The organism is Morganella sp. HMSC11D09 (genome assembly GCF_001807955.1).
Taxonomy (GTDB): Bacteria; Pseudomonadota; Gammaproteobacteria; order Enterobacterales; family Enterobacteriaceae; genus Morganella; species Morganella morganii.
In genome coordinates this window covers 61,205-82,349 of record NZ_KV791659.1, presented here as the reverse complement: position 1 = coordinate 82,349, position 21,145 = coordinate 61,205, and the positions used below count along the sequence as shown (strand labels likewise).

At 54.5% G+C, this 21,145-nt stretch carries 19 protein-coding genes; 9 read left to right on the top strand and 10 right to left on the bottom strand.

The window, feature by feature from the left end:
- Positions 1 to 28: 28 nt before the first annotated feature.
- The gene (locus tag HMPREF3119_RS02525; RefSeq protein ID WP_004241238.1) at positions 29 to 766 is read right to left on the bottom strand and encodes a GntR family transcriptional regulator; all 738 of its coding nucleotides are present in this window, start codon (positions 764 to 766) and stop codon (positions 29 to 31) included.
- Between the two features lie 249 nt (positions 767 to 1,015).
- Between HMPREF3119_RS02525 and HMPREF3119_RS02520 the strand changes: the two genes are divergently transcribed.
- Genes HMPREF3119_RS02520 through HMPREF3119_RS02510 form a run of 3 tightly spaced genes read left to right on the top strand, consistent with a single transcriptional unit; the run spans position 1,016 to position 4,398 of the window.
- On the top strand, positions 1,016 to 2,035 hold the full coding sequence (locus tag HMPREF3119_RS02520; RefSeq protein ID WP_112548151.1) for an ADP-ribosylglycohydrolase family protein: 1,020 nt from the start codon (positions 1,016 to 1,018) through the stop codon (positions 2,033 to 2,035).
- Positions 2,032 to 3,432, top strand: coding sequence for a purine-cytosine permease family protein (locus HMPREF3119_RS02515; protein ID WP_004234853.1), 1,401 nt, complete (start codon positions 2,032 to 2,034; stop codon positions 3,430 to 3,432). The genes HMPREF3119_RS02520 and HMPREF3119_RS02515 overlap by 4 nt, the downstream gene beginning before the upstream one ends.
- A gap of 9 nt (positions 3,433 to 3,441) precedes the next feature.
- The gene (locus HMPREF3119_RS02510) at positions 3,442 to 4,398 is read left to right on the top strand and encodes a PfkB family carbohydrate kinase (protein WP_004234852.1); all 957 of its coding nucleotides are present in this window, start codon (positions 3,442 to 3,444) and stop codon (positions 4,396 to 4,398) included.
- A gap of 62 nt (positions 4,399 to 4,460) precedes the next feature.
- Here HMPREF3119_RS02510 and HMPREF3119_RS02505 read toward each other — a convergent pair whose 3' ends face one another.
- From HMPREF3119_RS02505 to gntR, 4 genes are all read right to left on the bottom strand, one after another.
- A complete protein-coding gene (locus HMPREF3119_RS02505) occupies positions 4,461 to 5,522 on the bottom strand; it encodes a methyl-accepting chemotaxis protein (protein WP_046025010.1) in 1,062 nt (353 codons plus the stop codon).
- A gap of 169 nt (positions 5,523 to 5,691) precedes the next feature.
- Positions 5,692 to 7,029, bottom strand: coding sequence for a gluconate transporter (gene gntU / locus HMPREF3119_RS02500; protein WP_004234850.1), 1,338 nt, complete (start codon positions 7,027 to 7,029; stop codon positions 5,692 to 5,694).
- Complete coding sequence (gene gntK, locus HMPREF3119_RS02495; protein ID WP_070578297.1) at positions 7,026 to 7,568, bottom strand: gluconokinase; 543 nt, start codon at positions 7,566 to 7,568, stop codon at positions 7,026 to 7,028. The genes gntU and gntK overlap by 4 nt, the downstream gene beginning before the upstream one ends.
- Positions 7,569 to 7,738: 170 nt before the next feature.
- Positions 7,739 to 8,734 (bottom strand): gluconate operon transcriptional repressor GntR, encoded by a 996-nt coding sequence (gntR, locus tag HMPREF3119_RS02490; protein WP_004234848.1) that lies wholly within the window; start codon positions 8,732 to 8,734, stop codon positions 7,739 to 7,741.
- Positions 8,735 to 8,933: 199 nt separating this feature from the next.
- Between gntR and HMPREF3119_RS02485 the strand changes: the two genes are divergently transcribed.
- From HMPREF3119_RS02485 to HMPREF3119_RS02460, 6 genes are all read left to right on the top strand, one after another.
- Positions 8,934 to 9,965 carry an iron ABC transporter substrate-binding protein gene (locus HMPREF3119_RS02485; protein WP_070578294.1) on the top strand — a complete coding sequence of 344 codons (1,032 nt, stop codon included), beginning with the start codon at positions 8,934 to 8,936 and terminating at the stop codon, positions 9,963 to 9,965.
- Positions 9,962 to 10,975: a FecCD family ABC transporter permease gene (locus HMPREF3119_RS02480; protein ID WP_049242864.1), complete on the top strand. Its 1,014-nt coding sequence runs from the start codon at positions 9,962 to 9,964 to the stop codon at positions 10,973 to 10,975. The genes HMPREF3119_RS02485 and HMPREF3119_RS02480 overlap by 4 nt, the downstream gene beginning before the upstream one ends.
- On the top strand, positions 10,972 to 11,745 hold the full coding sequence (locus HMPREF3119_RS02475; RefSeq protein WP_004234844.1) for an ABC transporter ATP-binding protein: 774 nt from the start codon (positions 10,972 to 10,974) through the stop codon (positions 11,743 to 11,745). Before HMPREF3119_RS02480 ends, HMPREF3119_RS02475 begins: the two co-directional genes overlap by 4 nt.
- Positions 11,742 to 12,581 (top strand): class I SAM-dependent methyltransferase, encoded by an 840-nt coding sequence (locus tag HMPREF3119_RS02470; RefSeq protein WP_070578291.1) that lies wholly within the window; start codon positions 11,742 to 11,744, stop codon positions 12,579 to 12,581. Before HMPREF3119_RS02475 ends, HMPREF3119_RS02470 begins: the two co-directional genes overlap by 4 nt.
- Positions 12,578 to 13,423 carry a ModD protein gene (gene modD, locus HMPREF3119_RS02465; protein WP_004241224.1) on the top strand — a complete coding sequence of 282 codons (846 nt, stop codon included), beginning with the start codon at positions 12,578 to 12,580 and terminating at the stop codon, positions 13,421 to 13,423. Before HMPREF3119_RS02470 ends, modD begins: the two co-directional genes overlap by 4 nt.
- A gap of 128 nt (positions 13,424 to 13,551) precedes the next feature.
- Positions 13,552 to 15,480, top strand: a complete 1,929-nt coding sequence (locus HMPREF3119_RS02460; protein ID WP_070578288.1) for a TonB-dependent receptor plug domain-containing protein — start codon at positions 13,552 to 13,554, stop codon at positions 15,478 to 15,480.
- A 54-nt stretch (positions 15,481 to 15,534) separates the two neighbouring features.
- Here the strand turns inward: HMPREF3119_RS02460 and HMPREF3119_RS02455 are convergent, their stop codons facing one another.
- The 5 genes from HMPREF3119_RS02455 to HMPREF3119_RS02435 all read right to left on the bottom strand — a co-directional run bounded on the left by HMPREF3119_RS02455 (position 15,535) and on the right by HMPREF3119_RS02435 (position 20,957).
- Positions 15,535 to 16,806 (bottom strand): MFS transporter, encoded by a 1,272-nt coding sequence (locus HMPREF3119_RS02455; protein ID WP_004234837.1) that lies wholly within the window; start codon positions 16,804 to 16,806, stop codon positions 15,535 to 15,537.
- 30 nt (positions 16,807 to 16,836) lie between these two features.
- Positions 16,837 to 17,994: a trans-sulfuration enzyme family protein gene (locus HMPREF3119_RS02450; RefSeq protein WP_036408255.1), complete on the bottom strand. Its 1,158-nt coding sequence runs from the start codon at positions 17,992 to 17,994 to the stop codon at positions 16,837 to 16,839.
- Positions 17,995 to 18,290: 296 nt separating this feature from the next.
- A complete protein-coding gene (locus tag HMPREF3119_RS02445) occupies positions 18,291 to 19,148 on the bottom strand; it encodes a MerR family transcriptional regulator (protein WP_004234834.1) in 858 nt (285 codons plus the stop codon).
- 82 nt (positions 19,149 to 19,230) lie between these two features.
- A complete protein-coding gene (locus tag HMPREF3119_RS02440) occupies positions 19,231 to 20,268 on the bottom strand; it encodes a mechanosensitive ion channel family protein (protein WP_369750278.1) in 1,038 nt (345 codons plus the stop codon).
- A 92-nt stretch (positions 20,269 to 20,360) separates the two neighbouring features.
- A complete protein-coding gene (locus tag HMPREF3119_RS02435; RefSeq protein WP_036422433.1) occupies positions 20,361 to 20,957 on the bottom strand; it encodes a LemA family protein in 597 nt (198 codons plus the stop codon).
- Positions 20,958 to 21,145 lie beyond the last annotated feature (188 nt).

The window sequence follows — 21,145 nt, the reverse complement described above, 5'->3', positions numbered from 1 at the left end:
GCACTGTTTTTACAGTGCTTTTTTGCTTTCAGGCTTTTACCGTAAAGTGGAAATGATAAAAATCACTGCGGCAGATAGCCGTACCGTACTCCAGCACCCTGCCCAGCTTGTCGCGGCTTCTGAGGATAATTTTCATCAGTGAGGCTGTCGGCGGAATAGAAAGCAGTTTTGCCTCCTCCGCGGTCGGGTGACAGATAGAGAGAGCATATTCCTGCACATCCGGCTCAATTCCCTGCGCCAGCCAGTGCGCATACAGAGAACCGTCCAGCAGATCAGGACGCGGCAGAAACGCCTCCGGGATAAACATGGTTTCCAGCGAGACCGGAATATCATCCACCAGCCGGACACGTTTGATCACCGCCATCGTATCACCTGCGGATAATTCCAGTTCCGGGGCCAGTGAGTCCGGCACAGAGTCCAGCTGACGAATAAGCCAGCGGTTGGACACCTTGCCGCTGCCGGCGGCCTGCGCGGAAAAACCGCCGCCGGACAGGTTGTACTGCACCGGCAGATTAATCTGCGTGCCTTTGCCGTGATGTTTCACCACCAGGCCCTGTTTCAGCAGTAAGTCCAGTGCCTTCACCACCGTAACGCGGGATACCCCCAGCGACTGCGACAAACGGCGTTCAGACGGCAGAACACAACCGTGCGTCAGCTGCTTTTGTGTGATGGCTTCTTCAATCCCTTGTTTTAGCTGAAGATATAACGGAACAGTTGATTGCTGATCAAGCCTGTGCTGTAAAAAAGTGAGAAAATCATGTTCCACAAATAGGTTCCTGTCATGCTGCGGATAACGGCTGAAAACAGTGTAGCAACTTTTGTGTCCGCTATCACATACTGATTAAAATCAATCCAACTGGACTACAACTGGACTTATTTGTCGTCTATTATATACTCTATAAAGACAAAGGCTCCACAGCAGTTTTATACCAATAATATGATTTGTTGTTCTTAATTCATTCAACACCAGTTCAGATAATAATAAATGACACAATCAGCAGCAGTCCCGTTAAATGTGACAGAAAAACGTATTCTCGGTTGTCTTTACGGGCAGGCAACCGGGGACGCCATGGGCATGCCGTCGGAACTCTGGCCGAAGAGCCGGGTCCGTCAGCACTTCGGCTGGATTGATACTTTCCTGCCGGGGCCTGAGGAGAATATTGCCGCCAACGAGTTTGTTGCCGGGGAATTTACCGATGACACCAGTCAGTGTGTTGCCCTGATGGATGCCATTATTGAGGAGCACGGTGCTGTTGTCCCGCAGACGATCGCCCGTCACATAATGGCGTGGGCCACCCGGATAAACGCGTTTGAAAAAAATATTCTGGGGCCGACATCAAAAGCTGCGCTGAATGCCATACACCAGGGAATACCTTTAGATAAAATAGAGGCAAATGGTGTGACCAACGGTTCCGCGATGCGTGTCGCGCCCGTCGGTTGCCTGATGCCATCATATAATACAGATCGTTTTATTGAGCAGGTCAGGCTCTCCTGTCTGCCGACCCACAAATCCGATATCGCCATTGCCGGTGCTGTTGTGATTGCGCGGGCCGTTAGTCTGGCTGTTGAGGGCACTGACTGGTCTGCGATAAAACAGGCTGTCATACCGCTGGCTGACACTGTTCAGCGCCGGTTTGAGTCCACCTTCAGCCCATTGCTGGGACGGAGGATTATGTACGCCCTCAATGTGGTCCGCGGGCGCACGGACGAAGAGCAGGCACTGACCGATCTCTATGAGATAGTCGGCGCCGGTATGGATAATATTGAGTCTATCCCGTGTGCAATTGCACTCGCGGATTTAGCCAACACCAATCCCGTACGCTGTGCGGTACTGGCTGCAAATCTCGGCGGCGACACGGACACCATCGGTGCCATGGCGACGGCCATCTGCGGCGCAATTCACGGCATTGACAGTTTTGATGCTGACAGTATCGCATTGATAAATCATACAAATAATATCGATTTTACGCCGTATGCCCGCCGTCTGGCACAGTTCAGACAGGAGTATGCCGCGACGAACAGGATGATGTCATGAGTCAGCAATCTGTACCTTCAGCGTTGAACAAAACCGATCCGACCATCGAAGAACTGGGGATCGGCCTGATCCCGCCTTCCCGGCAGACCAAAAAACCCGCCGAACTGTTCTTTGTCTGGTGTGCCGCTAATATCGGCATTCTCGGCGTGGTCTACGGCGCGATTATTGTGTCGTTCGGGCTGTCCTTCTTTCAGTCGGTTTTAGCGGCAGTGGTTGGTGTCGCCTCCTTTATTTTAGTGGGGATCACCAGTATCGCCGGTAAAATCGGCCGGACCACCACCCTCACCCTTTCCCGCGCCAGCTTCGGCAAAAGCGGTAATATCGCGCCGACGGCTTTCTGCTGGTTTAACCTGATGGGCTGGGAAGCGGTGAATATCATCACCGGCACCCTGACCCTGGCGGCGCTGTTCACCGCCATCGGGCTGGGCAGCGGACACCTGATGACCGCTATCGCGCTGATACTGTTCGGCGGACTGACGGTGCTGGTCAGTATTCTCGGGCAGAACACCGTTTTGCTGATGCAGAAATGGATCACGCGTATTTTCGGGGCGATGACCCTGTTTGTCGTCCTCTGGCTGCTTGCGACCGCAGACTGGCAGGCGCTGATCAGCCGTCCTTCCGGTAACTGGATCACCGGTTTCCTGCCTGCGGTGTCCATTATCGCCGCCGGAACCGGGATCAGCTGGGCGATTGCCGGGGCAGATTACAGCCGTGACCAGAGCCCGTCCTCATCCCACAGCCGTATTTTCGGCTCAGTGGTCGGCGGGGCCGCACTGCCGCTGTTACTTCTGATCCTGACCGGTATTCTGCTGACCGCGCAACTGCCTGATCTGGCAGCGGAAGAGAACCCGATTGCCGCAATCGGCGGTCTGCTGCCGTCCTGGATGGCGGTGCCGTATCTGGCCGCTGCGGTGGCAGGGATTGTCACTATCGCCGTCCTCAGCCTCTATTCCGCCAGTCTCAACCTGCTGAGCATGGGCATCAAACTCAAACAGCGCACCGCCGTTGCTCTTGATGGCGTGATTGTGCTGGCGATCGCGATTTATGTTCTGTTTGTTTCCGGTGATTTCCTCGGGCCGTTTATTTCATTCCTGGTGTTCTGCGGATTGTTCCTCGCATCCTGGGCGGCGATTTTTATCACCGATTACTACTGCAAACACAAAACCGCCGGTTACGACGAAGTTTCGCTCTACGGCGACACCGGGGTTATCTGGCCGACCTTCCTGTGCTGGCTCGGCGGCTCGGTTGCCGGGCTGCTGGTCACCAACACCGGCTTTATTAACGGACCGTTTGCCACCGGTGTGTTTGAGAATTCCAGTCTGGGGCTGTTTGTCTCCTTCCTGGTGAGCATGGCGGCGTACCGCCTGACACTGATGATAAAACCGGTACGGAGTTAAACGGAACTGATGGATGTAACATTACTGACACCACAGCGCCCGGTCGTGGTTATCGGCGCGGCTTTCGGCGATGTGATGCTGGAAGTGAATGCACTGCCGCACAGCGGGGATGATATCAGCGCCCTGCCGCTCGGGCAGCAGATCGGCGGCTGCGCCTTTAATGTCGCCCGCGCGCTGAGCCGTCTCGGTATTACACCGGTCAATGGCATTCCCGCCGGAAACGGCAGTTGGGGAAAACAGGTCACCGCCGCGATGGAAAAGGAAAATCTGCCGGTTCTGCTGCGCCATCCGACGCACGATAACGGCTGGTGTCTGGCGCTGGTGGAGGAAAGCAAAGAACGCACATTCATCACCATCGAAGGCTGTGAGCAGCACTGGAGTGACGCGCTGCTCGCACAAATTCCGGTACCGGACAATGCCCTGATTTATGTCTCCGGTTACGAACTGGTCAGTCCGGAAAGCGCGCCGCTGCGCAACTGGCTGCTGGCACAGAGTGCGGATAAAACCCTGTTTGCGGATTTCGGTCCGCGTCTGCGGGACATTGATCCGGACTTTATTGAAAAGCTGCTGGCGAAAAAGCCGCTGCTGACCGTCAACCGTGATGAGCTGGCACAGCTCAATCCGCAGGGCGGAAAACAGTCTGAGATACAGACAGACGATGCACAGGCGTTTGCCGACAGCTACGGCCTGCCGCTGATCGCCCGCTTTGATAAAGAAGGCGCTGTGGTGTGCCAGCCGGGACAACAGCCGGTCAGAATCCCGGCGTACAAAGTGCCGGTAGCCGATACCATTGCCGCCGGAGACAGCCACTGTGCCGGTGTTCTCGCCGGACTGGCCTGCGGACAACCGCTCACGGATGCCGTACGGACCGGTAATGCGGTGGCGGCCATTGTGGTCAGCCGCCCGGGCTCTGACGGCGCACCCACCCGCTCTGAACTGAGTGAGTTTTTACATCACCACCTCTGAAACACCGCCCGTTTACCCGACAGCGATGTTCACTCAGCCCCCGGATTCCGGGGGTTTTTCTTTCAGTAACTGATCGATACCAGCAGATCATCGATGTTTTCAATCACTTCGCGGCTGGCATCTTCCATTGCCGACAAATGCAGTTCTTCATCATGAAGTGAGCCCTTCGCCCGGGCTTCCAGCGCCAGGCGCCCGGAAAGATGTACCAGCCGGTGCGGCCTTTCCAGTTTCCGGTAGGCATCATGGCCGGTAAACCGCTGTCCTTCGTCCGCGTAATACCATTTGCCGAGACGGCACTGTGTGTGGTCATTAACCGATAAATCAGCGTTTCCGTCCAGCAGGCGGCGGTAGATATCCCCTTTCCAGATAACATGATCCAGTTTGACGGTATTGAGAAATTGCTGCACCGCCACAAACCGGATGATCGCCTCCATCCGCGAAGAAATGGTGATCATACTCTGTAAGCGTTCGTCCGTCTGAACCGCAATATTACGGATACAGCTCACCAGCTTCTGGTTATCTTCCGCATCCGTATAAATCGAGTTGGCATGTGACTTTATTTTGCCGGTAAAAGCGGTGATATTGATGGCTTCGTTCTGAATTTCGCCGGATAATTGTTTTATTTCCCGGGCGATGACCGAAAACCCGGCCCCCCGGCTGCCGACATGGGAAGCTTCAATCGCTGAGTTAACCGCCAGCAGGTTCGTCTGGTTGGCCAGGCGTTCGATATTATTAATGTTCTGATTAATCTGCCCCAGCACTGAGATCAGCTTTTGTGTGTAATCAAGCCCTTTATCCGCGTGCTCACTGATATCATCCAGCACACTGCACAACTCCTGCATGTAGCGGCGTGTTTCACTGTTATGCAGCGCGATTTCATCCAGAGTGCCCTGCTCCCCGGCAAGCCGGGTGCCGGAATCCAGCAGAGAATTGCGGATAATTTCTATCACCGCCATACCCTCCAGCAAATGCCGGCACAAAATTTCACCGTGAACGCACTGCTGTTCATCACTGTCTGCCATCACCGCTCGCGTTGCCGGTTCCGGAAAAACCGCCGGCACTTCCCCGGGGATTGCGGACTGTTTCTTTTGCAGAAAAAACCATTTTTTCATTATATTCAGCATGTTAATTCCGGTTAAGACAGATAACACAACTCAGGGAAATAGCGCAGATTGCCGCCGGGGACACATTAACTATCGGCGGAGAAAACGGAGGCTTTATGCAGACGGCGGGGAGTGATAAAAACGGCAGCGGATTTTAATAACCCGCTGCCGGAGAGTGAAAACAGAAGTGTTACAGGAAGGCGAAGAACAGCATACCGACAAGCGCCCCGGTGGTTCCCAGGATGGTTTCCATCAGTGTCCAGGTCTTCAGGGTCTGTGCTTCGGTGGCACCGGTAAATTTACCGAACAGCCAGAAACCAGAGTCGTTCACGTGGCTCAGCACAATAGAGCCGCCCGCGATACAAACAGACAGAGCCGCCAGCTGTGCGCCGGAATAGCCCAGTTCACCGATAACCGGCAGTACCAGACCGACGGTGGTCAGACAGGCAACGGTTGCAGAGCCCTGGATCACACGGACGGCGGCAGAGAGGACAAAACAGGCAGCAGCAATCGGCAGCCCCGCACCAATCAGTGATTCACCCAGTGCCGGACCTACGCCGGAATCCACCAGCACCTGTTTGAACACACCGCCGGCACCGGTCACCAGCAGGATAATCCCGGCTGGCTGAATAGCAGCAGAACAGATTTCCATGACTTTATTGCGGCTCATGCCACGGCGGATTGCCAGGCCGTAAATCGCCACCAGACAGGCAATCAGGATCGCCAGGAACGGGTGTCCGATAAACACCAGCCAGGCGTGCAGTTTTGAATCCGGATCCACCATCGGCGCAGCAATGGTTTTCAGACCGACCAGCACCAGCGGGAACAGTACCAGCGCCAGGCTCAGGCCAAACGATGGCATCTTGTGTTGTCCGAGAGCCGGTTCAGTCAGGTCTTCCGGCAGCTCCAGGGTGACAAACTTACTGATAAAGTTACCGAACAGGGGTCCTGCCAGGATCATACCCGGGATCGCCGCACACAGGCCGATCAGGATCATCCAGCCGAAATCTGCATTCATCTGGTCTGCCAGCAGCATCGGGGTCGGTCCCGGCAGCAGGAAGCAGGCAGCCGCCGCCACACCGGCAAACAGCGGGATAGCCAGGCGCACCACGTTACCGCCGGTACGACGGGCAACAGCGAAGACCACACCGATCAGCAGGACAATCGCCACATCAAAGAACAGCGGCAGAGCGCAGATAAGCCCGGCGATCCCCAGCGCGTAATGCGCCCGTTTTTCACCGAAGGAATTCAGTAGTTTGACAGCTATCTGGTCGAGTGCGCCGGTTTCATGCAGGATTTTGCCGAACATCGCCCCGAGCGCGACCACTATCGCCAGGAAACCGAGCGTGCCGCCCATGCCGTTCTGCATGGTCTGTGTGATCTGCTCCAGCGGCATGCCGGAAAACAGCCCCGCGCCGATAGCCACAATCATCAGTGCCACGAACGCATGCAGCCGCGCCACCATCACCAGGAACAGCAGCAGTAATACCGACCCGGCGGCGGTTAACACCAGGGTTAATGTTGTCATGACTGACCTCCGGAAACCTGTCTGATAATCTGAACCGCGCCCGCGATCACATCCTCAAGCGGCGGCTGAATGTCCAGCACCTGTACATCCTGCTCTGCGGCAGTGTCCGGTGCTTCTAAGGTATCAAACTGTGTGATCAGCATTTCCGGTTTGAAGAAATGCCCTTTGCGGGCTTTCAGGCGGCTTTCGATCAGCTCAAAATCCCCTTTCAGCCAGATAAATGACAGGTTTTTATTCTGGCGGCGCAGGATATCGCGGTAGCTTTTTTTCAGCGCCGAACAGACAATCACCGAAAGCTCATTGGTCCGCTGCATAGCAAAAATCGCGTCGTTGATGGCTTTCAGCCACGGTTCACGATCGGCATCATTCAGCGGGTGCCCGGCCGCCATTTTTTCGATATTGGCACGCGGATGCAGGTAATCCCCGTCCAGAAAGGCCGCATTCAGCCCGGTAGCAACCCCGTTAGCCACAGCGGATTTTCCGCAGCCGGAAACCCCCATCAAAACAAAGGCGTGATGTGGTTTTTGGCTATCCCTCATAACAATTCCTCTTATGCGGTCATTATCACCGGATATGTTACCGGTAACTATTACCGGTAACATTACCAACGGATATGGTTACAATGCAATCAAACACTGTTTTCGGATGAACAAATTGTGACAGTTATCTCAAATGAAATTCCTGTCACTTCAGGAAGGGCCGGGAGCCGTTAAATACTCTCTCCCGGTAATAATTCGAAGCCGACATCCACTATCTGCTGAGGCGGCAGTTCGCCGCGCAGACGTGCCAGCAGCACTTCTGCCGCACGGCGGCCCATCAGGTCACGAGGTGTGAGGACACTCGCCAGTTTCGGGGTCATCACACGGCCGACATCATGGCCGTGGAACCCGGCAACCGCCAGATCCTGCGGGATGCGGATCCCGAGGCGCTGACACTCAAAAACAGCCCCGATAGCAAGGTCATCGTTGGTACAGAACAGCCCGTCAGCATCCGGATAATCGGCTCTGACCTGGTGCAGTTGTCTCGCCCCCAGCGAATACGAAGAGCTTTCCTGCGTCATCACATTACCCGGTTCAAGCCCGGCATCCCGCATGGCCTGTACATAACCCTGAAGGCGCATGAATGTCCGTTCGTCATGACGCGCGCCGAGATAAATCACACGGCGGCAGCCGCGTGCAATCATGGCCTGCGTCATTTCATACGCGGCGCGCATGTTATCCAGCCCGACGGCGGAATCATAGCAAGGGGAGACGCTGTCCATCAGCTCAACCACCGGAATCCCGGCGGTGGCCAGCATTTTCAGGGTGCGCGGGGTGTGGGTGCGTTCGGCCAGGATCAGGCCGTCAATATTGTAAGACAACAGGGAGACCAGGCGATCTTCTTCTTTCTCCGCCTGATAGCCGTAGTGCGCCAGCATCGTCTGATAACCGGCGGCATCCGTCACGGTTTCGATACCGCGGATCACTTCCGCAAACACCTGGTTGGTCAGCGAAGGCAGCAGCACGCCGATAGCCCGGCTGGTGGCATTGGATAGAATATCCGGCACCCGGTTCGGGATATACCCCAGTTCATCGAGGGTACGGGCAATCGTGCCGCGCAGTTTTTCGGAAACCTGTTCAGGGTTACGCAAAAAGCGGCTGATAGTCATTTTGGTTACACCAACGCGGTCAGCCACGTCCTGTAACGAAGGGCGTTTTTTCTTCATAGTGCTTATCTTAATACAGACTGGTCTGTGTGTCGTCATATCCGCCGAAAGAGGCCGTAGTTATACCGTATTCCGCCCGGAATTTTACCTTGTTTTGACTTACTTCCCTATTTACCGCTGATTTTATTGACTCACCTCATGCTCTGCGCTAACGTCCGCTGTATAACAATACATATAACGATAATGACGACTGATCACGATGACACTTAACCGCCTCTGCTCCGGATTTCTTTTCTGCTGCGCACTGCTGTTCACTTTCCCGGCATTGTCAGCCGCTGCCGCACCGGAAACCGCCTCTCAGGTTTTTATTTATGGTCAGCTTCCGCCGCCGGAAGCCATTCACCGTGTGGTCAGCAGCGGCCCGCCGACTGATCAGCTGCTGTTTGCGGTCGCCCCGGAAAAACTGCCGGGCTTTGCTTCTCTGTCGGTAAAAAATAACCCGTATTTTGCGCCCCGCTGGCGCGCGCTGCCGGTCACCGGACGCCTCTCCGGACGCGGCAGTACCCTTTCCCCGGAAACCCTGCTGGCGCTGGCGCCGGATGTGATTGTTGACAGCGGGCTAACCGATGACACTTACCGCTCTCAGGCCGCCCGTTTCAGCCGCCAGACCGGTATTCCGTATATTCTGTTGTCCGGCAATCTGACACAAACCCCGGATCTGCTGCGTCAGGCCGGTGCATTGCTGGGAAAAACAGAACGCACGGAACACCAGGCACAGCTGGCAGAGAAATGGCTGCAGGATGCTGCTGCTTTTGCCGATCGTCAGACACACAAACGCCGTTTTTATCTGGCTCGCGGCGCGAAAGGCCTGCAAACCGGTCTGCGTGGTTCGATTCACAGCGAAGCCCCGGAATTACTGGGGTTTGAGAATGTCGCGGATGTCCCGGATATGCAGGGACTGGCGGAAGTCTCTTTCGAACAATTACTGCAGTGGAACCCCGATATTATTATCGCCCAGGATGCCGTGACGTATGATGCGATTATGCAGAGTGAGGTCTGGCAGAGCCTGGATGCGGTGAAGAATAAGCAGGTATTTTACTATGCCGGGCTGCCGTTCGGCTGGCTCGACAGCCCGCCGGGGCTGAACCGGCTTTTAGGACTGCGCCGCCTTCAGGCACAGTTTGAGCCGGAGAGTACCGATCTGAAAGCAGACACCGGTTTGTTTTTCAGTTTGTTCTATCACTCTCCGCTATCGGAGGCACAGATTAACAGTCTGTTATCCGCCCGATGACCACCTCCGCCAAAACCCTGTTACTGCTTGTGCTGCTGGTGCTGGTCACCGGCATTGCTCTGAATGTTGGTAAGTTCTCACTGACTCCACAGCAGCTGTGGGATGTGATCCAGGCAAAAATCACCGGCAACAGCGGCGCGGATGATCCGGCACTGAGCCGCGATATGACGGTCTTCTGGCAAATCCGTCTGCCGCGCATTGCCGCCGCACTGATTATCGGCGGCGGACTGGCGATAGCCGGGGCGGCGTATCAGGGCATGTTCCGTAACCCGCTGGTTTCACCGGATATCCTGGGTGTTTCCGCAGGTGCCGGGGTTGGTGCGATCCTAGGAATTTTTGCAGGTCAGTCAATGCTCACTATCCAGCTGTTCGCCTTCACCGGCGGGCTGTGTGTGGTTGCCCTGGTCTATTCTGTCGCCCGGCTGGCGCGTCAGCATGATCCGGTACTGGCGCTGGTGCTGGTCGGGATCGCTGTCAGTGCCCTGTGCGGCTCGGCCATTTCCCTGATGAAAATTCTGGCCGATCCCTATACCCAACTGCCCGCCATGACCTTCTGGCTGCTCGGCGGCCTGTCCGCGATTTCACCGGATGATATTAAAACCACCGCCCCGCTGATTTTCGCCGGGATGGTGCCGCTTCTGTTGCTGCGCTGGCGTATGAATCTGCTCAGCCTGAGTGATGAAGAAGCCCGCGCACTCGGGTTGAATGTCACCGTGACGCGGCTGATTTTTATTGCCTCCGCCACCCTGATCACCGCAAGTGCGGTCTCTGTCGCGGGAATTATCGGCTGGCTCGGGCTGATTGTCCCGCATATCACCCGCTTGTTAGTGGGTGCTAACTTCAGCCACCAGTTGCCGGTGTCACTGCTGATCGGCGCCATCATGCTGCTGCTGACAGACACACTGGCACGCACCATTGCCCCGATTGAACTGCCGCTCGGCATTCTGACATCTGCGGTCGGTGCACCTTTCTTTATTTTTCTGCTGTTGCAGACCCGGAGGAACGGATGAGCGATGTCCTGACCACCCGCGGCCTGGCGGTCGGCTACGGAGAGAAGTTAATACTCACTGACATAAATCTGCAATTACATCAGGGAGAAATTATCTGTCTGCTCGGTGCCAACGGCTGCGGCAAAACCACGCTGATGAAAACCCTGCTCGGCCTGTTACCACCAAAGGCCGGGGAGATCCGCATTGATAACACACCGCTGCGTGACTGGAGTGCCGCCGCACTCGCCCGCCGCGTTGCCTATGTGCCGCAGGCGCACAATATGCCGTTTTCTTTCCGGGTGGCGGATATGGTCGCACTCGGACGCAGTGCCCATCTCTCCCTGTTTGCCGCCCCGGGACGCGCTGAACGGCAGATGGCAGAGCAGGAACTGGATCATATGGGGATCGCCCATCTGGCACAGCGCTCCTATTCCTGCCTGAGCGGCGGGGAAAAACAGCTGGTACTGATTGCCCGCGCCCTTGTACAACAGCCGGGGCTGCTGATTATGGATGAACCGGCGGCCAGCCTCGATTTCGGCAATCAGATAAAATTACTGAATAAAATCGAACAGTTACGTGAGAGAGGGATCACCGTGCTGATGTCCACCCACCACCCGCAGCATGCGGCCGCCGTGGCAGACAGCATTGTGATGCTCAGCAAAGACAGCCCCGCCTGCCAGGATAAACCTGCCGCGCTGCTCACACCGGAAACCCTGGCGGCACTCTATCATGTGACACCAGAACATATTGCTGCCCACTTCGCGCAGCCAGCTTATAAGGGATGCTCATGACTATTGATGATATCGATTTCGCACAACTCTACCGCGCCCATCTCGCACAGGCCGAACGTACCCGCAAAGATCCGGAACACTGGGACAAACGTGCGGAGAAAATGGCACAAAACTGTGCGAATCCCGCCGATCCGTACCTGATCCGCTTTAAAGAGATTGTCGATACCACCGGCGCGAAAACCCTGCTGGATGTCGGCTGCGGGCCGGGCTCTGTCGCGTTGCAGCTGGCAGACAGCTTTGAGCAGGTCACCGGTATTGATTACAGCGAAGGGATGCTGAAAGTCGGGCGTCAGCGGGCTGAGACTCAGGGCTGCTCACACGTCACCTTCCGTCACTGCGCCTGGGAAGATGACTGGTCAGCCCTGCCGCCGTGCGATATCGCTGTGGCTTCCCGCTCCACCCTGGTGATGGATTTACAGGCCGCGCTGCTGAAACTGAACCGTCACGCGCGGCTGCGGGTTTACACCACCCACACTGTCAGCCCGACATTTGTCGATATCCGCGTGATCCGCGCCATCGGCCGCACACCGGTCACACTGCCGACTTATATTTACGCGGTGAATATTCTCAACCAGCTCGGCATTCATCCGGATGTGGAATTTATCCGCAGTCCGAACTGCCAGAGCCGCGACAATATGACCTTTGAGCAGTTTGCCGAAGGTGTGATCTGGTCGCTGGGACAGCTTGATGACCATGAAATGACACTGCTGCGCCGCTATTACGACCAGCAGGCGGCTGACGGCCTGCCGGTGGTGCCGGCCACCCGCGACTGGGCCATGGTTTCCTGGAGTGTGGTACCGGAATCCGCCCTGCTGCTGCCGGGAGGTCAGAAGTGATCTACTACAGTGATGCCTTTCTGGACAGCCTCCTGCTGGAGGACATCCATTACGGTGATCTCACCACCCGCGCACTCGGCATCGGCGCACAGAGCGGGGAAATGCACTTTTCCCGCAAGCAGGCCGGTTATGTCAGCGGGCTGACATTGGGTCAGAAGTTACTGGAAAAACTCGGATTACAGACACAATTACACGCTAATGACGGCGATCATACGGAAGCAGGCGCTCTGCTGCTGACCGCAACCGGTCGTGCGGAAGCACTGCATCAGGGCTGGAAGATTGTCCAGAATGTGATTGAGTGGAGCAGCGGCGTAACACAGATGACCCGCTGCATGGTGGATACCCTTCGTCAGTATCAGCCGGACGCACAGCTGGCCTGCACCCGTAAAAATATCCCCGGTACCAAGCTGCTGGCAACCGCTGCTGTACTGGCCGGGAAAGGCATTATTCACCGTCAGGGCTGCGCGGAAACTATTCTGCTGTTTGCCAATCACCGCCGTTTCCTGGCAGAGCCGGAAAACTGGTGTGCAGCGATTGCAACATTGCGCCGTGAAGCCCCGGAAAAGACCATTATTGCCGAAGCGGACAATCCGGATGAAGCTTATCAGGCGCTGAAAGGCCGCCCTGATGTGCTGCAACTGGATAAATTCAGTCCTGATGATATCCGCCGTCTCGTCAAAGACGCGGCGGTGCTGGCACCGGACTGCACACTGTCTGCTGCAGGCGGGCTGAATGCAGAGACCATCGGGCAGTATGCGGATACCGGCGTGAAGCTGTTTGTCACGTCCGCGCCGTATTATGCGTCCCCGGCGGATATTAAAGTCCGGTTATATCCGCGCTGACGGAAAACCGCACAACCTTATAGTGAGTTAAGGGATAAACCGGTCAGGTCACTGAACCGGCCGTTTTATCCTTTTGTTTTGCAAGTCGTTATATAAATAAATACATATCGGTAACAGGAAAAATAACAATGAAACGAACTCTACTCTGCTCAGCTATTCTGCTGGCAACCGCGCCTGCGGTACAGGCAGAAAGCGCAGATATTCTGACCGTCTGGGGCAGCCCGGTGGCCTCCAATCCGGATGTCATCACACAGCCGCAGATGCAGTCGCTGAACAAAACCAATGCGGCGACAGCCATCAGCACCATGCCGGGTGTGGTTCTCGAAAAATCCGGCAATCGTAATGAGCTGACCGTTAAAGTCCGTGGTTTTGACAGCCGCCAGGTGCCGGTGTTCTTCGACGGGATCCCGACTTATGTCCCGTATGACGGCAACCTTGACCTCGGCCGCTTTATGACCAGCGAACTGGAAAGTATTGAGGTGAGCAAAGGTTATACCTCGCTGTTACAGGGCCCGAACCTGATGGGCGGTGCAATCAACCTCACCACCGCCACCCCGAAAAAACCGTTTGAGGCCAACGTATCATTCAGCCAGGGCTTCGCACGCGGCGCGGATAATGCCTATAACACCAGCGCCCGTGTCGGCGCACGCAGCGACCTCGGGTTTATCCAGGTCAGCGGCAGCCAGTACAAACAGCGTTTCCTCGGCCTGCCGGGCTCCGATGATGACAATGCCCTGGCTGGCAGCAACGGCCGCCGTGCGCACTCCTCATCCGATGATAAACGCGGCATGGTGAAAGTGGGCTGGACCCCGCGTGAAACCGATCAGTATGTCTTTACCTATCTGAAGCAGGATGGCAGCAAAGACAGTTCGCCGTCTGCAGTGCCGGGCAAAGGCAAATACAGCTGGTGGGAATGGCCGGATTACAACAAAGAGAGCTACTATTTCAACAGTACCACTCAGCTGACAGACGGCGTAAATCTCCAGGGTCGTCTGTTCCATGACAAGTTTGAAAATACCCTGCTGATGTATAAAAAAGACGGCAAAGGGTACGATTACAGCTATTACGATGATTTCAGCAACGGTGCCTCTCTCCAGTTAGGGATCGACATGCGTGAACGTGATCTGCTGTCATTCTCCGCGCACTGGAAAGATGACGTTCACCGCGCACAGAAACAGCGTAACGGGGATATTCTGCGTTACAAAGATCGCACTTATTCTGTCGCCACCGAATACCAGTGGGCGGCCACGTCTGATCTCGATTTTATCGGTGCCATCGGCTATGACTGGCGCGAAAGCCGCCAGGCGGATAAAGGTGCGGATGATAATGATCAGCACGCCTTTAACTGGGAAGTGATGTCAAAATACACCTTCGCCAACCAGGACAACGTGCGATTCTCCGTGTCTGACCGCAGCCGCTTCCCGACACAGAAAGAGCGCTATACCACTGAAAAACCAAAAGACGGTTCGCTGGGTATCATTAACCCGAACCTGAAAGCCGAACGCGCACTGACCTTCGATTTAACCTATGAAGGGAATATCACCGATAAATGGGGCTACCAGGCCAGCATCTATCACAACCGAGTGGATGATGCGATCCTCGCGCACACAGTGATTAAAAACGGTGACCGCTACTTCCAGAACCAGAACAGTGGCCGTGTGGATTACACCGGGCTGGATCTGGGCGTGAAAGGCGAAGTCAGTGACTGGCTGAAAACCGGGATCAACTACAGCTACATCCACAGTGATCCGAAAGATGTTGATCATGCTGAAGGGCTGCCGAAGCATAAAATGTATGCCTGGGTGAAAGTCACACCGATAGAGCCACTGTCGATCACCCTGTCCGAAGAGTTCCGTGCCTGGAGCTATCAGTATAACGACAATAATGACAAAGTGGCCGGTTATGCTCTCACCGGCCTGCGCGTGGATTATGACTTCGGTTACGGCATTTCCGCCAATGCCTCCGTCAATAACCTGTTTGATAAATCCTACGGGTACACCAACGGCTATATGGAAGAAGGCCGTAACTTCTGGCTGGGCGTGGAATACCGCTATTAATCAGCAGGACGCTTTTTGTGCAAAGCCCCCCGTTTCGGGGGGCTTTCTGTATCTTCAGACTGACGGAGAGAGTGTCATTCCGCCGCCCGCCGCTTCCCGGCGGTTGATCTGACGCAGCAGGAAGGTTGCCACCACACCCAGCAGCGCACAGGCGACCGAGAGCATAAAGATATAGCTGTAGCCGGTTTCGCCGTATTTATCCAGCCAGTAGCCGGCAACGGAATAATAGAACGCGTCCGGGGAAAAGCCGATAAAGGAGGCAAAACCCACCACCGCGCCGGTGGTTTTCATCGGGATTTTCGATTCTGCAACAGAGGCAAAATAGATACCGCGGAAGGCAAACAGTAACGCACTCAGTACCACCATATTCACCACCGCAAACCACATAAAGGCGTTACCTTTCGGGATCACGAGGAACAGAGCACAGTTCACGGCCATGATGATAAAGCCGACAAACATCACACTGATAGATGATCCGACTTTATCCGTCACGATCCCCGCCACCGGAGAGGCCACCATTTTGATCACATAGGTGCGGATAATCGACAGCGCCGTCACCAGGGTAATCGGTACCACATACACCTGTGACAGATACGGGCTGAGATACGTCAGGCTGGAGAACACCACATAGGTGGAGAAAATAATCAGCCCGATCAGCCACGCCTTCGGCATGCTCACCACACTCATCAGCGAACGGAATGTGGTTTTTTCTTCCGGTTCGCCGCTGTCAGTGGTACTGCTGCGGTGCGCGATCAGGAAGAACAGCAGCACGCCGCAGATCACAGAAGCGCCGGAGTAAAGCCAGACGACGTAACGGAAGCCGATTGCCGCCTCGGCAAATTTGCCGAAGAAATAGAGACCGGTGAACGAGATCAGTGTGCCGGATACGCCGGAGAGTCCTTCGTAAAACCCGAAGATCCGCCCCTGCTCTTTTTCCGTACCCTGCATCCGCACCACTTTGATCGATGCGGCGAAGAATGTCAGGATCGTCGTGACACCCCACAGAATGTGGATCAGCAGGATCGTGTTATACGACGGGAAGGTCGCAAACCAAAATCCCAGTGACCCGGAGGCGATCAGCGAAAACGTGATCAGATTACGCAGTGAAAAACGATCCGCAAACCAGCCGCCGAAAAAGTAAGAAAACATACCGATCAGGCCATACAGACTGAGCAGGTTACCAATCTCAATGTGTGTCAGCCCCAGCGCCTGCTGCATCGGATCATAGAACGAAGACTTCAGGTAAGGCAGGCTGTACATTGCGGTAGTGCCGAATGCCAGCAGAAACAGAATCAGCATCCGTCTGACGCGGGATTGATTTGCCATGTGATTTGCCATAATTATTATCTCTTTTTATCAGCCGTGAACTGCATCCAGGGCCTGGCGGAAATCCGCAATAATGTCTTTTGCTGATTCAAGTCCGACAGCAATACGGATCAGGTTTTCGCCGTTCATCTGGACCAGGGTGTGCTCTTCACCCAGACTGGTGGCAATGGTGGTCAGTTTCAGGGAGTTCACAAATTTGCGGCTCACCTGGTCGCGGGTCAGGCCGTGAATGTCCTCTTTCAGACGGAAAGAGACAATACCGCCGCCGAGGCCGTTCATCTGTGACTGACACAGTTCATAATGCGGATGGTTTTTCAGTGCCGGGTAACGGACTTCTTCGATTTCGTTCTGAGATGTCAGGAATTCCGCCAGTGCCAGGCCGTTTTCACAGTGTTTTTTCATGCGCATATCGAGGGTTTTCATCCCGCGCATAATCATCCAGGCATTGTTTGGTGCCAGTGCCGCGCCGGTAAAGCAGCATAACCCCGGCCATTTGATCAGTTCGATCAGCTCGCGGGAGCCGATAACCGCGCCGCCCAGGGTATCACCGTGGCCGTTCATAAACTTGGTCAGGCTGTGAACCACCAGATCTGCACCCAGCTCCAGCGGGCGTTGCAGGATCGGCGTACAGAAGGTGCTGTCAACAATCAGCAGGCTTTTGTTCTGATGGGCAATGTCTGCCACCGCGCGGATATCCACCAGCTCCAGAGACGGATTAAGCGGGCTTTCCACATACACGAGTTTTGTCGCCGGTTTCATGGCAGCGCGGATGTTGTCACTGACCGTGGCATCAACAAAGGTGATTTCCACGCCGAATTTTGCCAGCAGTTCTGTCATCAGCAGCCGGGTGTGGGAGAAGATCCCGTCCGCGCTGACAATATGATCGCCGGTTTTCACCAGTGACAGCAGGGTTGAGGCAATCGCCCCCATGCCGGATGCGCTGACAATCGCACTGTCCGCCCCTTCCAGCATCGCCAGTTTGCTCTCCAGTTCAGTCAGGTTCGGGTTGCACTCGCGGCTGTAGACATAGCCCCATGTCCGGCACAATTCTTCAAAATGCTCCACAGAATGCGCCGCAAATGTGGCGGTCTGGTAGATAGGACTGGCCAGCGCGCCGGTGGCCGGATCCGGTGAATGACCCTGGTGGATCAGTTTGGTTTCCAAATCATAATCAGTATTTTTTTGCACAACAGACTCCTCATGAGATCAGCACTCTGATCCGCATGTCATCATTTATTATCATTAGTGAGTTCGGGTTGCTGATTCAGGATCAGCGGGGGTAATAGTGTGGCGGTAACGACCTTTTTAACCATTGCTGTAATGTGGATAACTATAGACTCTCCAGCTACTATAGAGTCAATTCAGAGATAGTAGATACGCATCACAAAACGGGTAATTATACGATGGAGAAAAGCAAAACAGGCTGAGCAATGTCAGCCTGTTTCTGTATTGAAAGCATTAATACCTATAGCAGAGGGAGAGTTTTACACCAGGCAGCGGGTATCAATTTCACGCCGTTTCACTTTGATCTGAATTTCTGTCAGCAACTGGCGCTCATCATTGGTGGAAAGCGGGTCAATCACCGGGATTTCATACATCATGTCATCCACCGGAATGCGTTTGTATTCCGCATAATCCGTCAGCGCTTTAAATGCTGCCGTATTTTCGCTGTAAGACCCCTGATACATCAGGCAGATAAATTCACCGTCGGGAATTTCTGTAATTTTGTCCTGCACCTGCGGATTAAACAGGTCGCGCTCGACAATCACAAAACTGTTCAGATAATGCACCTGCTGTGTGGCCAGAAATTCTTCGCGGGAGACCAGACCACTGACGCCGCCGTAGAAAATAGAAATGTTTTCCTCGAGGATATTGGCAATGTGCCGCCGTGAGAACTCCATGGTCTCCTCAAAGCTCAGACCAGGCTCATAATTCATCGATAAAATATGACGGCGCGGAATATAACGGCGGGTGATTTTGCCGATACTGTCGGTATCAATCCCTTTTTCCAGCGTCTCTTTTTTGGTGGAGAGGACTTTTTTAATCAGCTCGAGCTCGCGGATTTTCTCATCCACCACAGAAATTTTCCGGGTCAGCAGGCTGAGGATCTGTGTGTCGCTGTCTTCCAGGCGATGTTTGATCTCCTTCAGCGGCATACCCAGGTATTTCAGATACTTAATAATATCCAGCTGGGAAAACTGATCGATCGTGTAATAGCGGTAGTTACTTTCCTGATCAACATACACCGGGCGGAACAGCCCCAGCTGGTCATAATAACGCAGTGTCTGAATGCTGATTTTATGGAGCTTTGCCATCTCACCGATGGAAAAATATTTCGCCATATTGTGCCGCCTCTGATGAACGTCTCAGGAATTAACCGGCGGCACAATAACGGAAACAAGGGGGATGGTGCAAGGTGTCAGATCACACTCCCGGCGGTTCGCGGGAGACACTGTTGCGTTCCATATAGAGTGTCCGGCTCGGGAAAGCAAAGTCCGCACCGTTGCGGTGCACAATCTCAATAATCTTCAGATACACCGCCTGCTGTGCTGCCAGCCACTCTGCCCAGACCGTGGTTTTGGTAAAGCAGTACACCATAATATTGAGGGCGGAATCACCGAATTCATCAAAATAGACCAGCAATGTCTGGTGCTGATCAATGCTGCTCTCCGCTTTCAGCATAGCGCGTATTTCACTGACAATCTGCGAAATTTTCTCCGCATCTTCATAGCGCAGCCCGATGGTGGTTTTGATCCGCCGGTTGGTCATGCGCCCCGGGTTTTCCACACTGATGGAGGAAAACAGCGAGTTCGGAATATAAAGCGGGCGGTGATCAAAGGTAATGATTTTGGTGATACGCCAGCCGATTTCCACCACGGTTCCTTCTATCTGCCGGTCAGGTGAACTGACCCAGTCACCAATTTTAAACGGACGGTCAAAATAGAGCATGATGCCGGAAAACAGGTTGCTGAGAATATCCTTCCCCGCCATACCGATAGCAATGCCACCGATACCGCCGAAGGTCAGCAGGCCGGACAGGCTCATGCCGAAGTGTTCGCCGTAGAACAGGAACACCACAATCACAATCAGGATTTTCAGTACGCGGGAGACAATATGTGCCGAGGTGATATCACTGCCGCGTTTGATTTGTGCGGCGGCCAGGCGGTTTATCATCAGGAACAGTTTGCGGATCAGCATCAGCACAATCAGTGTGGTGCAAATCATCCCGACCGTATCTGCGGTGATAAAGCGCCACTGAAAGTGGTCAATCCCCTGTTCGGCGAAATCCCCGAGGATAATGACCCCCAGCGCCCACATGATAAACTGGGAAACATGTACTAATGTGGCATGCTCACCCTTTTCCCGTTTACGGTTATAAATCATCAGCCCGCCGGAACCCAGCAGACACAGCACCAGCACAATCAGGCTGAGCACATTATTGGAGAGAAACTCTTCGGTAATCACGATAACTCCTTAGTATTATCCTCTCCTTCTAACGGATTTTGCCCGGAAACTCAATTTATCCTGCCATCTGTTAAGGATGTTCAGCCAGCTTATTTTTGAAATTGCACATCCGGAACGGTGGTGACTTCCGCTTCATTTTCAACGCTGAAGTTCGGTTTGCCGGTGTATCCCATGTAGTCAGCAATAATCACGGCCGGGAATTTCCGGATAGTGGTGTTGTATTCACGGACACTTTCGATATAGCGGCCGCGCGCCACGGCGATCCGGTTTTCGCTGCCTTCCAGCTGTACCATTAAGTCACTGTAGAGTGCGTTACTTTTCAGATCAGGATAACGTTCTGATACTGCAAGCAGGCGGGAGAGCGAGGAGCCGAGTTCAGTCTGCGCCTGCTGGAATTTGGCGAGCAGTGCCGGGTCGCTCAGGTCACTGACATTGATATTCATCTGCCCGACTTTTGCCCGTGCATTCACAACATCCTGTAAGACCTGACGTTCAAAGTCCGAGGAAGCCTGCACGGTTTTCACCAGATTCGGGATCAGGTCCGCGCGGCGTTTGTATTGGTTGAGCATTTCAGAGGCGGAGGCGGTCACCGCTTCGTCCTGTGTCTGGATGCTGTTGTAATTGGAGACCAGCAGTACGCCGACCAGCACCACCACACCCAGTAATCCGATAATCAGTTGTTTCATCGTATTTTCCTTATCTCAGTGGCGACTATTATTCAGGCAATCCGCCGGGGATTCAAGATAAGGATGAAAGAGTAAAACCGGGGTTCCGGTATCTGAAACAGACAGAGCCGGGAGATTACGGTGCCTGCACCGGCAACGGGCAAAAACAGAAAGTCGCTGTAAACACATCCGTGTTATACGCTAAATCA

Excerpts from the sequence above, each read along its gene's own strand:
- HMPREF3119_RS02515 (WP_004234853.1), top strand. The coding sequence starts at position 2,032 with ATGAGTCAGCAATCTGTACCTTCAGCGTTGAACAAAACCGATCCGACC.
- HMPREF3119_RS02510 (WP_004234852.1), top strand. The coding sequence starts at position 3,442 with ATGGATGTAACATTACTGACACCACAGCGCCCGGTCGTGGTTATCGGC.
- HMPREF3119_RS02505 (WP_046025010.1), bottom strand. The coding sequence starts at position 5,522 with ATGCTGAATATAATGAAAAAATGGTTTTTTCTGCAAAAGAAACAGTCC.
- gntU (WP_004234850.1), bottom strand. The coding sequence starts at position 7,029 with ATGACAACATTAACCCTGGTGTTAACCGCCGCCGGGTCGGTATTACTG.
- gntK (WP_070578297.1), bottom strand. The coding sequence starts at position 7,568 with ATGAGGGATAGCCAAAAACCACATCACGCCTTTGTTTTGATGGGGGTT.
- gntR (WP_004234848.1), bottom strand. The coding sequence starts at position 8,734 with ATGAAGAAAAAACGCCCTTCGTTACAGGACGTGGCTGACCGCGTTGGT.
- HMPREF3119_RS02485 (WP_070578294.1), top strand. The coding sequence starts at position 8,934 with ATGACACTTAACCGCCTCTGCTCCGGATTTCTTTTCTGCTGCGCACTG.
- HMPREF3119_RS02480 (WP_049242864.1), top strand. The coding sequence starts at position 9,962 with ATGACCACCTCCGCCAAAACCCTGTTACTGCTTGTGCTGCTGGTGCTG.
- HMPREF3119_RS02475 (WP_004234844.1), top strand. The coding sequence starts at position 10,972 with ATGAGCGATGTCCTGACCACCCGCGGCCTGGCGGTCGGCTACGGAGAG.
- HMPREF3119_RS02470 (WP_070578291.1), top strand. The coding sequence starts at position 11,742 with ATGACTATTGATGATATCGATTTCGCACAACTCTACCGCGCCCATCTC.
- HMPREF3119_RS02460 (WP_070578288.1), top strand. The coding sequence starts at position 13,552 with ATGAAACGAACTCTACTCTGCTCAGCTATTCTGCTGGCAACCGCGCCT.
- HMPREF3119_RS02455 (WP_004234837.1), bottom strand. The coding sequence starts at position 16,806 with ATGGCAAATCAATCCCGCGTCAGACGGATGCTGATTCTGTTTCTGCTG.
- HMPREF3119_RS02445 (WP_004234834.1), bottom strand. The coding sequence starts at position 19,148 with ATGGCGAAATATTTTTCCATCGGTGAGATGGCAAAGCTCCATAAAATC.
- HMPREF3119_RS02435 (WP_036422433.1), bottom strand. The coding sequence starts at position 20,957 with ATGAAACAACTGATTATCGGATTACTGGGTGTGGTGGTGCTGGTCGGC.